The sequence below is a fragment of the Microbulbifer sp. S227A genome (genome assembly GCF_049800935.1).
Map to the genome: position 1 here is coordinate 254,638 of NZ_JBNAFZ010000001.1, position 14,149 is coordinate 268,786.

The following is a 14,149-nucleotide window of genomic DNA, read 5'->3' on the forward strand; positions in this document are numbered from 1 at the left end:
GCTCAGCCGTAGGTGCCGGCAAGATCGACGGTGCTGGCAGTATTCAGCGACCCCTTGTGCGCCGCCAGGAAATTCTCCGCCGCCGCGCGCCCCGCCGCCTTGAGTTTCTCGATGAAATACACGCTGGGCACCAGCTTGGTCGCCACCGACAACTCGTTCATCAACGCGTCATCCGCGATCATGTGCACCAGCACCGGCGCCTTGTCCTCGGTCGTCAACATCCCCTCGTTCAACAGCCGCTGAACAAAGGCGATCGCGCGCAATTCCCGCAGCAGCGACGAATTGAAACTGATCTCGTTGATCCGGTTCTGGATCTGCTGGCTGGTCACCGGCAGTGAATCACGTTCCAGCGGATTGATGTTGATGATCACGATATCGGCGGGCAAATGCCGGGCAAACAACGGGTACAGCGCCGGGTTCCCCGTGTACCCCCCATCCCAATAGGCCTCGCGCCGCCCGGTCTGCGGGTCGTCGATCTCCACCGCCTGGAACACCGTGGGCAGACAGGCCGACGCCAGGATGGCATCCGTGGTGATGTCATCGCCGGAAAACACCCGGATTTTGCCGGTCCGCACTCGCGTCGCGCAAATGAACAGGTCCGGCCCCGCATCGGCACAAACGTGACCATAGTCAAACGCATCGACAATCGGTGTCAGCGGATTGCGATAGAACGGCCCATAGCTATAGGGCGAAACGATCCGCGACCACATGTCCAGCGCCGCGAAACCCGGCGAATACTCCAACGCCTGCGCCACCTGCCCCATGTCCAGCCCGCGCATCCAGTCCACCAGGCGCGCATCCTGCTGACCGGTGACCTGCGACCATAGCCAGTCCAGCTTGGCGCGCGCCCCTTCGCGCCCGCCGGTCACCATCCCCGCCTTGAGCGCGGCCCCGTTCAATGCCCCGGCGGAGGTTCCCGAAATTCCGGCGATCTCGATGTCATCGTCTTCAAGTATCCGGTCAAGCACACCCCACGTAAACGCCCCATGTGCGCCGCCGCCCTGCAAGGCAAGGTTTATCCGCTTCTTCGCTGCCACGTTCTGTCCTTCAGCTTTGGAAAAATACTCCGGGGGTGAACGGTGAAAATCCCGATTTTCACCGGAGGGGGCTGGCCTCCTCCCAACCCGAGTCTATAGCGCGGTCCAACCACCATCCACGCTGATCGTGGTGCCGGTGATCTGCTCCGCCGCGTCCGAGCACAGGAACACCACCGTCCCGCCCAGCTGCTCAACCGTGGCAAATTCCTTGGATGGCTGCCGTTCGAGCATGACCTTCTCGATCACCTCTTCGCGCCCCATGCCGTATTCCTGCATGGTGTCGGGAATCTGCGCCTCCACCAGCGGCGTCAGCACATAACCGGGACAAACCGCGTTTGCGGTGATCGGCTCGCGCGCGGTTTCGAGCGCCACCGTCTTGGTCATGCCCACGACCCCATGCTTGGCCGCCACATAGGCCGCCTTGAACGGGCTGGCGGTCAGACCGTGCGCGCTCGCGATATTGACCACCCGGCCCCATCCCGCCTTGCGCATCAGCGGAAGCGCGGCCGCGGTGGTGTGAAAGGCCGAGTTCATGTTGATGGCGATGATCGCATTCCATTTGTCGACCGGGAATTCGTCGATCGGCGCGACATGCTGGATGCCCGCATTGTTCACCAGGATATCGCAGACACCGGCCTGTTCGATCAGGGCGCGGCATTCGTCGCCGTTGGACATATCGGCCTTGATATAGCGCGCCTCGACACCTGTCTCCTCGGCCATCTGCGCGGCCAGCGCGTGATCCTCGTCGCGGTCGGTGAACGAATTCAGCACGACATTCGCCCCCGCCCGCGCCAGTTCCCACGCTACTCCCAGCCCGATCCCCGAATTCGATCCGGTGATGATTGCGGTCTTCCCCTTCAGCGACATGACAGTTCCCCTGCTTGGTTGGTTGATGCCTGGCAAAATGACATGCTGCACCTGCAAAGAAAACGGTAAACATCGCGCCGCGCCGGTTACCAATTATTAACCAAGTTACGGCACAACCGCGAAGCAGGCGCACATCACAAAAAAACGCCCGCGCGAGGCGGGCGTTGAGTTATTGAGGCAGGTTTCATACAGGCAAGAAACCTATCGAGCAGTGATGTTGTTATACGCAATTCCCGGCCGACGTCCAAGCTAAAAGTTTGAAAAGACATGTATCCCCGGATATCCTGTGGCCAAGCAAAACAAGGCCAGAGCAGGATTGTTGCCAAAGTGCGACTAGTTTTTTTTCCCCGCGCATGCGCGGTCGTCACCGGATTCGCCGCCCACCTCGCTGCCTTTGGCGCAGCGGCGGAATCACCGCATGGCATAGCTATGTATGGCTCTCCGGCGCTACCACCCGATTTTGTGTCCCTGCCCTACGCCAATCCCGACGCCCCCAAGGGCGGGCGGATCGTGTTCGGCAATACCGGTGGTTTTGATTCACTCAACCCCTTTGTCCAAAAAGGCACAGCACCGTGGCAATTGCGCTTCTGGGGATACGAATCCCTGATGGGGCGCTCCTGGGACGAACCGTTCACGCTTTACGGGTTGCTGGCCGAATCGATTCGCACCGCGCCGGACCGCTCCTGGGTCGAATTCACCCTGCGCCCCGAGGCGCGGTTTTCCGATGGCAGCCCGGTCACGATCGAAGATGTGATCTGGTCCTACGAAACACTCGGCGCACAGGGGCACCTGCGCTATCGCGGTTTCGCCAGCCAGATCGATAGCATTGTCCAGACCGGCGCACGCAGTGTCCGGATCAGCTTCAACACCGATGATCGCGAACTTGCACTGATTGCCGGGCTGCGTCCGATCCTGAAAAAGGCCCAGTGGCAGGATCGCGACTTTACCGCCTCTGGCCTTGACACCATCCCGATCGGGACCGGTGCCTATGTGGTCAGCGATTTCGAGCCGGGCCGCAACGTGACCCTGCGGCGCAACCCCGACTACTGGGGCAAGGATCTGCCGTTTCGCCGCGGCACGCAGAATTTCGACGAATTGCGGATCGAGTTCTACGGCGACCAGACCGTGCTGTTTGAAGCATTCAAGGCCGGCGAGCTGACTGCCCTGCGCGAGTTCAACGCCGAAAAATGGGAAACCCAATACGGTTTTCCCGCGGTTCTGCGCGGCGATGTCATCAAATCGGAAATCCCGCATCAACGCCCCTCGGGGATGACCGGCTTTGTCATGAACACACGGCGCGCGCCCTTTGATGACTGGCGGGTGCGCGAGGCGATGCTGCTGGCGTTCAATTTCGAATATATCAACGATACGGTGACTGGCGGCGCGCAGCCGCGCATCTCGTCCTATTTTTCAAGCTCCGAACTTGCGATGCGGCCCGGCCCGGCCACCGGCAAGGTGCGCGACCTGTTGCAACCCTATGCCGATGACTTGCTGCCCGGCGCGCTCGAAGGCTATGCCCTGCCGGTCAGCGACGGCACCGCGCGCAATCGCGGCAACCTGCGCCGGGCGGTCGCCTTGCTGGCCGAGGCAGGCTGGACCGTGCAGGATGGCGAACTGCGCAACGCCCAGGGCCAGCCATTTTCCTTTGACGTTCTGCTGCGCCAGGGGGATGGCGGCAACCAGACCGTGATCGAGATCTACAGCCGTGCCCTTGCCCGGCTGGGCATCCACGCCAGGATCAGCACCGTTGACGACGCGCAATATGCCGCCCGGATCGACCAGTATGATTTCGACATGACCCCCTTCCGGCGCGAACTCTCGCTGTCGCCGGGCAATGAACAAAAGCTCTACTGGGGCAGCGAGGGCGTGGAAATGCCGGGTTCACGCAACCTCATGGGGGTCGCCTCGCCTGCCGTGGACGGGTTGATCGACCGGATGCTCGCGACCGAGTCGCGCCAGGAATTCACCGCCGCCGTGCGGGCGCTTGACCGGGTGCTGACCAGCGGGCGCTACGTGATCCCGATCTGGCAATATGACGTGGGGCGCATCGCCCATGCCCGCCAGCTGCACTATCCCGAGACCCTGCCGATCTATGGCGACCGGACCGAGTTTCTGCCCGATGTCTGGTGGTACGAAGACAATTGACGCCGCGCGCTGGCGCGGCCACCAAGGCCCGTTTCTTGCCTTCGGGCGAAGCAAGCCTGATCCCCCCTGATACGAGGGTCCAGCCCCCGCCCATGTGGTCAATCGGGCCACCATCCCGCGACTGTTAACCATTGTAACAACCGTGCGACAGATCGCCACGTTCCTCTGTTTTCAAGCCTCGCTACTCTGAAATCGGGGAGGCAATGACTTGCCGAAGGGGAAACGCACATGACTTGGACAGACATGACCGCAAACTGGGCGGTTTGGTATCGCAGGCTGCAAACCCGCTTTCCTAATCTGGATGACGGAGCCATGCCATTTTCCAAGGTCGACCGGGGCGGTTTTGAAGCCTATCTGGCCGAAACCCACAACCTGTCCCTGACCGAGGCGCAGGAAGAAATCGATGATTTCCTGTTTGTCGAATCCCTGATCCTTGAAAACAACGACGATCACGAGGCCGCCTGACTGCGCGCGCAACGTCCGGAACCGAAAGGCGGCTCAGGTCAGCGACGTCACCCACAGGATCGTCGCGTCATCTTCGCTGACCGAAACGACATTATGGCCCATCGCGGCGTCATAATAGGCGCTGTCGCCACGGCGCATTTCGACAGGTTCATAGAATTCCGTATAGAGCTGTACCACGCCGGTCAGAACATACAGGAATTCCTCGCCATCGTGGCGCACCCAGCCGTCGAATTCCTCCATCGAGCGGGCGCGGACACGGGCGCGATAAGGCAGCATCTGTTTCTTTGTCAGCGTCTCGGCAAGCAATTCGTGCTCATAGGTTGCGGTGGCATGTTCCGCCCCCTCGCCGGTCCGGGTCACCGCCATCCGGCCATTGACCTGCCCGTTTCGCGGCGTCGTGAACAGTTGCGGCACCGAGATGCGCAGCCCCACGGCGAGCTTTTTGAGCGCGTCATATGTCGGTGACATCTGGCCATTCTCGATCTTGGACAGCGTCGACCGCGCCAGCCCGGCCTGCTGGGCCGCCTGTTCCAGGGTCCAGCCCTGCGCCTTGCGCAGATCGCGCACCCGCATCCCGAGGTCCAGCGGCTCGGCTACGGTGTCCTCGCCCGCACTACGGGCAACACGGATGAGGGATTTGGGATCGCGCGGTGTCATTGCGGTTCTATATGGGGGGCGGGCGCGGCTTGCAACGTCCCACGGGCCGGGCTAGCCACGAACCATGCCGTCGATATTTGACAACGGGCCACCGCCGCCCTGCCCCGCCCCCTTTAACCTGGCCGCCCATGTCCTGGGTCGCGCCGGATCGGACCCGGACAAGATTGCCCTGTCGGTTCTCGGAGCCGACACCTCGTGTGACTGGACCTATTCCCGGCTTGAAGCCGCCGTGCGGGGTACCGGAACCGGGCTGCTGCGGGCCGGGCTGGCGCCGGGGGACATCCTGTTGATGCGGCTGGGCAATACGGTGGATTTCCCGATCGCCTATCTCGGCGCGATTGCCGCCGGGATGGTGCCGGTGCCCACGTCGTCGCAGCTGACCGAGCCGGAAACCGCCCGGATCATCGCCGAACTGTCGCCCGCGGCGGTGTTGCGCGATCCGGCGGTGGCCTGCGCCGACCATCCGCGCCAGATCGACCTCGCGGCCCTGCGCGCAATGCGAGGCAATGCCCCCTGTGACTGGAACATGGGCGATCCGAACCGGCTCGCCTATGTGGTCTATACCTCGGGCACCTCGGGCAAGGCGCGCGCCGTTGCCCACGCGCATCGGGCGATCTGGGCGCGGCAGATGATGGTGGACGGCTGGTACGCGCTTACTCCCGAAGACCGGCTGTGCCATGCGGGCGCGTTCAACTGGACCTACACGCTGGGCACCGGGCTGATGGACCCCTGGACCATGGGGGCAACGGCGCTGATCCCGGAACCCGGCACCGTGTTGGAGGCGCTTCCGGGGCTGTTGCGCAGACACCGGGCATCGATTTTTGCCGCCGCGCCGGGCGTTTACCGCAAATTCCTGGGAGACGACAGGCATCTGGACCTGCCCGACCTGCGCCACGGGCTATGCGCCGGGGAAAAGCTCTCGCCACAGCTGCGCGCGGCGTGGACCCGCGCCACCGGCCGCGCGCTTTACGAGGCTTATGGCCTGTCCGAATGCTCGACCTTCATCTCGTCCAGCCCCGGCAACCCGGCGCGGGGCGCGGCACTTGGGCAACCGCAAACCGGTCGGCGCGTGGCAATCGTTGGTCCGCAGGGCCCGGTGCCGCTGGGCGAGCACGGGGTGATCGCCATCCATCGCACCGATCCCGGGCTGATGCTCGGCTATCTGAACGCGCCGCAGGAGAGCGCCGCCAAGATGCAGGGTGACTGGTTCCTGACCGGGGATCTGGGCGCGATGGCCGGGGATGGCCAGATCACCTATCTCGGGCGCAATGACGACATGATGAATGCCGGTGGCTTCCGTGTCTCGCCGCTCGAGGTCGAAGCGGCGCTGGCGGGCCACCCCGGCATCACGCAGGTAGGCGTCACCGATATCGAGGTGAAACAGGACAGCCGGGTCATCGTCGCCTTTTATACCGGCCCCGTGCCACTGGACGAAACCGGGCTGGCGTCTTATGTCCAGACCAAGCTGGCGCGCTACAAGCAACCGCGCGCCTATGTTCACCTGCCCGCGCTTCCGGCAAGCGCAAATGGCAAGCTGCTGCGCCGTGCGTTGCCAGCATATTACAAGGCGCAGACCAAATGACCGACCAGACCATCTCGCTCGACATTCTTTCCGATCCGATCTGCCCGTGGTGCTATATCGGCAAGGCCAATCTCGATGCGGCGCTGGCGTCGGTTCCCGATCATCCCTTTGTGATCCAGTGGCACCCGTTTCAGCTGAACCCCGACATGCCGGCTGGCGGCATGGGGCGGCGCGACTATCTGGAAACCAAGTTCGGCGGCAAGGAAGGCGCCGCCCGCGCCTATGCCCCGGTGGTCGAACGCGCCGAGGCGGCGGGCCTGACCATCAATCTCGAAGCCATGACCCGCACGCCCAACACGCTGGATGCGCACCGGCTCATCCACTGGGCCGGGATCGAACACAAGCAGCTGCCCGCGGTGGATGCGCTGTTTCAGGCCTATTTCGTCGATGGCCGCGATATCGGCGATCATGAAACCCTCGCCGATATCGCCGATAGCATCGGCATGGATGCCTCTGTGGTGCTGCGCCTGCTGGGCTCGGATGCGGATCGCGACGACATCATCAAGCGTGATGCCAACAGCCGCGAGATGGGGGTCAATTCGGTGCCGACCTTCATCGTCGCGGGCAAACACGCGGTGCCCGGCGCCCAGCCGCCGGAATTGTGGCGGCAGGTCATCGGCGAATTGATGGATCAACTGACGGCCAGCGCCGCATCCTGATCCCGCGGCGTTCGCCTCGACACCCGCAACACCACAAATTTGCAGGGTCACCTGTGCATCAATCGATATGGCACGATACCGGTCCCTGTGTTAGCGCCATCCGGTAGCGCGGAGTCCAGATCATGAAAAATCCCATGTCACGCGGTGAGTTCATCGCGCTTATTGCGATGATGTTTGCAACCATTGCGTTTTCCATCGATGCGATGTTGCCCGCCATGCCCGATATCGGGGCCGAGCTCAGCCCCGAAGATGTCAACCGCGCGCAGCTGATCCTGACCTCTTTTGTGCTCGGCCTTGGCATCGGCACCTTTGTCACCGGTCCGCTTTCGGACAGTTTCGGACGCAAGCCGGTGATCTTTGCCGGCCTCGGGCTCTACATGGTGGCGGCGGCCGTGGCCTGGTACAGCAGCGCGCTTGAGTGGCTGCTTGTGGCACGGGTGATCCAGGGCATCGGTGCCGCGGCCCCGCGCATCGTCGGTATCGCCATCATGCGCGATCTGTTTGCGGGCCGCGAAATGGCCAAGATGATGTCGATCGCGATGATGATCTTTACCATTTTCCCCGCCTTTGCCCCGATGATCGGGGCGCTGATCATCGCCTTTGCCGGATGGCGCAGCATCTTTCTCGCCTTCATCCTGTTCGCGAGCATCACCGCCTTGTGGATGTCCCTTCGCCTGCCCGAGCCGCTGCCCCCCGAAAACCGCCGCCGGTTCCGCGCGCCATTGCTGCTGGATGCGGTGCGCGAGATGTTTGCCCATCCGACCGTGCGCCTGTCGATCCTGGTACAATGCCTGTGCCTCGGGATGCTCTTTACCCTGCTGAGCCAGGTACAGCCGGTCTATGACATCATCTTTGACGAGGCCGACAGCTTCCCTTTCTGGTTCGGGGCCATCGCCCTGATCTCTGGCGGCGCAAGCATCCTGAATGCCGCCGTGGTCGGGCGCGTCGGGATGCGGCGCATGGTGACCTGGTCGCTTGCGGCGCAGCTGGTTGCTTCGGGCACCGTGCTGGTGCTGGCGGAAATCGGGCCGGGCCGCGACGTGATGTTCATCCTGTTCGTGATCTGGCAAACCTCGGTCTTTTTCATCGCGGGCACCACGCTGGGCAATCTCAATGCCATCGCGATGGAACCGATGGGGCATATCGCGGGCATGGCTGCCTCGGTCACAGGGGCCATTGCCACCGTATGCGCGGTGCTCATTGCCGCGCCGATTGGCCTGCTCTTTGACGGTACGCTGATTCCGCTGGCAACCGGCATCTTTACCTGCGCCGTGATCGGCTTTGCCCTGATGCTGCATATGGGACGGATCGAAAAGCGCAGCCTCGCCTAGGTCGCTCTGCCCGATTGCGCTATGCTCTGCCTGAGACGCACAGCGAGGGAACGCGGATGCCGGATGAGTATTACGACCTGGGCACCCATAGCTGCCCGGTGACAACCGCATCGCCCGAGGCGCAATTGTGGTTCGACCGGGGGCTGGTCTGGACCTACGGGTTCAATCACGAAGAGGCCGTCGCCTGTTTCCAGCGGGCGCTGGCCCATGACCCTGACTGCGCCATGGCACATTGGGGCGTCGCCTATGCGGGCGGGCCGAATTACAACATGCCGTGGGAGCTTTTTGACGAGGCCGGGCGCGTCAGGGCGCTGGCGCTTGCCTATGACGCCACGCAGGCCGCCCTGGCCCTGGCCGACCGCGCCACGCCCGCCGAACAGGCCCTGATCCGCGCCCTGCCCGCCCGCTATCCGCAACGCGATCCGGCCGAGAACATGCAGGCGTGGAATCACGATTTCGCCGATGCCATGCGCGCCGCGTTTGCCGCGGTGCCCGATCAACTGGACCTGCGCAGCATCTATGTCGAGTCGCTGTTGAACCTGACGCCCTGGCAGATGTGGGATCTCGTCCGGGCACAGCCGGCGGAAGGTGCCGCAACCCTGGAAGCGCAACGCACCCTGGAGGACGCGATGGAGCATGTGCCCGGTGCGATGCGGCATCCGGGCTTGCTGCATCTATACGTGCATCTGATGGAAATGTCGCCCTTTCCTGAAAAGGCACTCAGGGCTGGGGATGTCCTGCGCAGGCTGGTGCCGGATGCGGGGCACCTGATCCACATGCCGACCCATATCGATGTGCTGTGCGGGCAATATCACGATGTCGTCCACTGGAACCAGCGCGCCATCGAGGCCGACCTGAAATATTACGCGCGCCAGGGGGCGTTCAACATCTACACCGGCTATCGGCAGCACAATTACCATTTCGTTGTCTATGGCGCGCTGTTCCTTGGCCAGATGCAGCCCGCCCTCGACGCGGTGCGGGGCATGGCCGAAACCGTGCCCGAAGACATGCTGCGCATCCAGAGCCCGCCCATGGCGGACTACTTCGAAAGCTACATGGCGATGGAGCCCCATATCCTGATCCGGTTTGGCCGCTGGCACGATGCCATCGCCCTCGACCTGCCCGAAGACCCCGAGCTTTACTGCACCCTGACCGCTACCACCCATTATGCCCGTGCCGTGGCCTTTGCCGCTCTGGGGCGCGTGGCCGAAGCCGAAGCCGAAGAACAGCGATTCCTGACTGCCCGGGCACGGGTTCCGGCAACCCGGCTGATGCACAACAACACCGTCACCGACCTGCTGGCCATTGCCGCGGAAATGCTGCGCGGTGAAATCGCGTATCGCAAGGGGGATTTTGCCGCGGCGTTTGCCCATCTGCGCCGCTCGGTCGATCGCGACGACGCGTTGCCCTATGACGAGCCCTGGGGCTGGATGCAGCCGGCGCGCCACGCGCTTGGGGCGCTGCTCTTTGAGCAAGGGCATGTTGACGAGGCCGAGGCCGTCTATCGCGAAGACCTGGGTCTGGGCGGGCAACGCAGCCGCGCCACCGTACACCCGGACAATGTCTGGAGCCTCAAGGGGTTGTATGATTGCCTGCTGGCGCGAGGGGAAATGCACGAACGCGCCCAGGTCAGGCAGCGGCTCGACATGGCCCTCGCGCGGGCGGATCGGACGGTGGCCGCATCCTGTTTCTGCGCCCAAAAGGCGATGCGGGCGGCCCCGTGACCCGGGCCGCCGATTGACCGGAGCGACAATACCGCCCGGTCAGAGCTTGCGGCTATAGGTCCAGGTCGGCACCGCCGTATCGCGCGCCACGGAATAGCTTTCGGCATCCCCGAGATATTCGAAACCGCAATGGATCAGCACCCGCGCCGAGGCCGGGTTATCCTGAAACACACTGGCAAACATCGTGCTGCTGCCCAGCGGATTGGCCCGCACCAGCGCCTCGACCGCCTCGGAGGCCAGCCCGGTATTCCAATAGATCGGCGCGACCCAGTATCCGACTTCCGACTGGTTGCGATCAAGCCGGTTAAGGGAAATCACGCCCTTGAGCTCGGCCCCGCCGGATTTCGTGCCATCCATCGCCCAGACATCTTCTGTGCGGTCCTCGGACATGGCACGGGAAATGAACCCTTCGACCAGACCGGGCGGCAGCGGATGCGGAATCGAGGTGGTCATACGCGCGACGCGTTCATCGCTGCCATAGAGTTCGATCAATCCCTTGTCCGAACGGCGCAGCGGGCGCAAATCGAACCGCTCCGTCTCAATGGCCGGTTGATTGATGATCTGATCCAATTTCATGCGCCTGTCCCTCCTCCGAACAACACAAACTACACGGACAACGTGGCGGCAGCCATCATCCTACCAATTGGGCGTTCCCGATGGCCGTTTCAACACCGGGCACCGCAAGTTGCCCGAAAAATCGTGAACAAGAACAGTATCGCCGAACATCTGAGCAGAATTGAGGCGATATTGCCGACGCCACATGCCAGCCCGTCCTGAACACGAAAAAGGGACCGGCGCTGACCGCCGATCCCTTGTAAACCTGAGCGCTCTGGCCTGGTTCTACTCGGCAGCCTCGGCGACGGGCATGACCGATACAAAAGTGCGCCCCTTCAGACCCTTGTGAAAGGTCACGGCACCATTGGCGGTCGCAAAGATCGTGTGATCCTTGCCCATGCCAACACCTTCGCCCGGCCAGAACTTGGTCCCGCGCTGACGCACGATGATGTTGCCGGAAATGGCGGACTGGCCACCATAGAGTTTGACGCCAAGACGGCGCCCCGCGGAATCGCGACCGTTACGGGAGGAACCGCCAGCTTTCTTATGTGCCATATTCTCTCTCCTTAACCTTTGGCCAGTTCTTTGGCCTGTTCGATCCAGCCTTCACGCTCGATCCGGCCCTTGAACGACAGTTGCTCATCCATAGCAGCAACGTCCTCGTCGGTCCATGCCGCAACCTGAGCAAAGGTCGTCACGCCAGCGGCGTGCAGCTTTTTCTCAAGGGCGGGGCCAACGCCGGACAGCTTTTTCAGATCGTCCGCGCCCTCAACCGCTGCCGCTTCGGCGGCGGGGGCCTGCTTGGCTTCGGTGGCCGCAACGGCAACCGCCGCAACCGAACCCGCACCAACAGCAGCCTTGACACCGGTCTTGTCGGCACCCGAGGACAGGATGTCGGTCACCCGGACCAGGGTCAGCTTCTGGCGGTGCCCCTTGGTGCGCTTGCTGGAATGCTTCCGGCGGCGCTTGACAAAGTGGATGACCTTTTCGCCCTTGACCTGGTCAACGACCTCGGCCTGAACGCCGGCACCCTCGATCAGGGGCGCGCCAACGACGGTTTCATCACCGCCCAGCATCAGGATCTCGTTGAACTGAATTGTTTCGCCAGCGTCAGCAGCCAGTTTTTCAACGCGGAGCACATCGCCCGCCTGAACCTTGTACTGCTTGCCGCCGGTCTTCATGACCGCAAACATGCGCCTGTTCCTTTGTCTACCGCGTCCTGTGGTCCCCGTTTCCGGTGTTCATGGCCCGGTATGCCCGGTGCCACCGCAGACAGCGCGCCCATCCCTGGGCGATATGATACATAAACCCGGCGCGATGACTCGCGCCGGGATGCGCGCTTATGGCCAGATCAGAGCAGGCTGTCAACCGGATTCCGGGTCAGATGTCGCTGCCATTCATCGCCTGCGCCACGGCCAGGCCCAGCCTGTAGGAGATATCGTTGTAAACCCGGTCGAACCCGATGAACAGTGCCGCATTCAATGCCTTGCCTGCGGCGGACTGCGAAAAATCGGAATAGGCGCGCACGGTGCCACGTTCGAGCGGCTGATACGCCATCAGCAGGAAGCCGTAGATCCAGCTTGTCGTGTCGGCGCGTAGCTCCGCTTCCCGCGACCAGACCTCGGTCAGGATGTCGCCATCCGCCATGCCTGCCCCGCCGCCATCCGCCAGGCCGCGCAGAAACTGATAGTTGGACTCCAGCGCCGAGGTCACGTTGCGCTCGATCAGGTCGTTGATCTCGACAAAGCGCGTCACCTCGGCCAGGTGGGCATCCTCCCTGCCCGCCAACTCGCGATACCGCGCCCGCGCCAGATCTTCCACCGCCGGGTCCGCCATGGCCACCCGGCCCGCGTTCTCGAGCGTCAGGATACGCTGCCCCTGTTCGGTGTCGAAAAATGCCACCACCGCGCGCATGTCAGCCTCATCCAGTGTTTCCACCAGGGCGGCGACCAACACCGCACCCATGCTGTCCGCATCATACAGCGCGGCGACCTGCTCGTGGAAAAAGCGTCCGGCCCGCCCACCGAGCATGTCTGCCTCGAGCGCCTCCCCATGGCGCAGCCCCTCGTCGCGCAGGATCGCCGTCACCTCGTCCAGCCGCAGCACCCGCGCGACCTCGCCCCCCGGCACATCGGCCCAGGCAACCGTGACCAGCAGCCACAATGCCGCAACCGCCGCCACGCCCCTTGGCCAGATCATCTCAGATGTCCTGCCCCGGATGCAATTCGCTCATGCGCCCGGCCAGCACCTCGAAGCGATTGGCCATGATCTCGTATTGCACCGCGTTGAGCAGTTCATAAACCAGCACCATTTCCGGCTCTTCCAGCGCCTCGACATAGGCGGCAATGTCAGAATCCGAAAACGAGCGATAGGTATAGGCCGCCCCCGCAAGCGCCGATTGGCGCAGTACGGGCAGCAATTCCGGTTCCTGAGCCTTGAACATCAACCGCAGATCCTCCGGGTCCATGCGCAGTTCGACAACGCCCGCCGCCGCCGCCGCCATGAGAAAACGAAACTGGATTTCCTGCATCGCGCGCAGGCTGCCGCCCGAGGCATCGATGGCCGCGTTCATGCGTTTGAACAGTTCCAGTCGCGGGCTGCCGGATGCAACCATATCCGCCACCAGCATTTCCCCCGCGCGCGCGGAATCTTCGTCTTCGTTCATATGGGTCTGGTTCTCGACCACCACCAGCCGCTGCCCCAGGTCGCCCGCATAGAACTCAACCGCATGGGCCAGTGCCGCGTCGCTCAGGGTCTGTTCGAGAATCTGCAACGCCATGTCATGCATCACACCGGTGTCGAATACCTCTGCCGCCAGCCGTTCCCAATCCGCCCCGAAGGCGTTCTCGTCCACGCCCAGCATATCCGGCGCCGACCCGGCCGAGAGCGCGATACTGTCCAGCGCCACGTCAAAACCCGTTACCTGCAAAAAGGCCTCGATCCGGTCCCGCTCGGCGGCCCGCACGACGCCGGAATACAGCAACAGCACGACACAGCAGCAAAGCGCAAGAACACGCATGAAGAACGGGCGAACCGGGAGCCGGGCAAGATGATGTGACATGCCCAAAAGCGTAAGCAATTTCCGCGCGACTACAAATGAAATTCACGAGAACAGGCCACCATCGCA

At 63.1% G+C, this 14,149-nt stretch carries 14 protein-coding genes; 6 read left to right on the forward strand and 8 right to left on the reverse strand.

Features of this window, described 5'->3' with window-relative positions; translation table 11 throughout:
* Positions 1-2 precede the first annotated feature (2 nt).
* On the reverse strand, positions 3-1,037 hold the full coding sequence (locus ACP15R_RS01245; RefSeq protein ID WP_424984547.1) for a patatin-like phospholipase family protein: 1,035 nt from the start codon (positions 1,035-1,037) through the stop codon (positions 3-5).
* Between the two features lie 93 nt (positions 1,038-1,130).
* Positions 1,131-1,904, reverse strand: coding sequence for a 3-hydroxybutyrate dehydrogenase (locus ACP15R_RS01250; RefSeq protein WP_424984548.1), 774 nt, complete (start codon positions 1,902-1,904; stop codon positions 1,131-1,133).
* Between the two features lie 429 nt (positions 1,905-2,333).
* Here ACP15R_RS01250 and ACP15R_RS01255 point away from each other — a divergent pair, with 429 nt between their 5' ends.
* On the forward strand, positions 2,334-4,049 hold the full coding sequence (locus ACP15R_RS01255) for an extracellular solute-binding protein (protein ID WP_424984549.1): 1,716 nt from the start codon (positions 2,334-2,336) through the stop codon (positions 4,047-4,049).
* A gap of 228 nt (positions 4,050-4,277) precedes the next feature.
* Positions 4,278-4,514, forward strand: coding sequence for a hypothetical protein (locus tag ACP15R_RS01260; protein WP_424984550.1), 237 nt, complete (start codon positions 4,278-4,280; stop codon positions 4,512-4,514).
* Positions 4,515-4,547: 33 nt separating this feature from the next.
* Here the strand turns inward: ACP15R_RS01260 and ACP15R_RS01265 are convergent, their stop codons facing one another.
* Positions 4,548-5,171 carry a helix-turn-helix domain-containing protein gene (locus ACP15R_RS01265; RefSeq protein ID WP_424984551.1) on the reverse strand — a complete coding sequence of 208 codons (624 nt, stop codon included), beginning with the start codon at positions 5,169-5,171 and terminating at the stop codon, positions 4,548-4,550.
* A gap of 64 nt (positions 5,172-5,235) precedes the next feature.
* Here ACP15R_RS01265 and ACP15R_RS01270 point away from each other — a divergent pair, with 64 nt between their 5' ends.
* The 4 genes from ACP15R_RS01270 to ACP15R_RS01285 all read left to right on the forward strand — a co-directional run bounded on the left by ACP15R_RS01270 (position 5,236) and on the right by ACP15R_RS01285 (position 10,467).
* On the forward strand, positions 5,236-6,753 hold the full coding sequence (locus ACP15R_RS01270) for a class I adenylate-forming enzyme family protein (RefSeq protein WP_424984552.1): 1,518 nt from the start codon (positions 5,236-5,238) through the stop codon (positions 6,751-6,753).
* Positions 6,750-7,412 (forward strand): DsbA family oxidoreductase, encoded by a 663-nt coding sequence (locus tag ACP15R_RS01275; RefSeq protein ID WP_424984553.1) that lies wholly within the window; start codon positions 6,750-6,752, stop codon positions 7,410-7,412. The genes ACP15R_RS01270 and ACP15R_RS01275 overlap by 4 nt, the downstream gene beginning before the upstream one ends.
* Before the next feature lie 122 nt (positions 7,413-7,534).
* Entirely contained in the window at positions 7,535-8,743 is a 1,209-nt protein-coding gene (locus tag ACP15R_RS01280; RefSeq protein WP_424984554.1) for a multidrug effflux MFS transporter, read from the forward strand.
* Between the two features lie 56 nt (positions 8,744-8,799).
* Positions 8,800-10,467: a tetratricopeptide repeat protein gene (locus ACP15R_RS01285; protein WP_424984555.1), complete on the forward strand. Its 1,668-nt coding sequence runs from the start codon at positions 8,800-8,802 to the stop codon at positions 10,465-10,467.
* A 39-nt stretch (positions 10,468-10,506) separates the two neighbouring features.
* On the opposite strand, the gene ACP15R_RS01290 is transcribed toward ACP15R_RS01285, so the two are convergent.
* The 5 genes from ACP15R_RS01290 to ACP15R_RS01310 form a co-directional block, all read right to left on the reverse strand.
* Positions 10,507-11,043, reverse strand: a complete 537-nt coding sequence (locus ACP15R_RS01290) for a GNAT family N-acetyltransferase (RefSeq protein ID WP_424984556.1) — start codon at positions 11,041-11,043, stop codon at positions 10,507-10,509.
* Between the two features lie 264 nt (positions 11,044-11,307).
* Positions 11,308-11,577 (reverse strand): 50S ribosomal protein L27, encoded by a 270-nt coding sequence (gene rpmA, locus ACP15R_RS01295; RefSeq protein ID WP_424984557.1) that lies wholly within the window; start codon positions 11,575-11,577, stop codon positions 11,308-11,310.
* Positions 11,578-11,588: 11 nt separating this feature from the next.
* Positions 11,589-12,215: a 50S ribosomal protein L21 gene (locus ACP15R_RS01300; protein ID WP_424984558.1), complete on the reverse strand. Its 627-nt coding sequence runs from the start codon at positions 12,213-12,215 to the stop codon at positions 11,589-11,591.
* A 187-nt stretch (positions 12,216-12,402) separates the two neighbouring features.
* The gene (locus ACP15R_RS01305) at positions 12,403-13,221 is read right to left on the reverse strand and encodes a DUF2059 domain-containing protein (RefSeq protein ID WP_424984559.1); all 819 of its coding nucleotides are present in this window, start codon (positions 13,219-13,221) and stop codon (positions 12,403-12,405) included.
* Position 13,222: 1 nt separating this feature from the next.
* On the reverse strand, positions 13,223-14,083 hold the full coding sequence (locus ACP15R_RS01310) for a DUF2059 domain-containing protein (protein WP_424984560.1): 861 nt from the start codon (positions 14,081-14,083) through the stop codon (positions 13,223-13,225).
* Between the last annotated feature and the right edge of the window lie 66 nt (positions 14,084-14,149).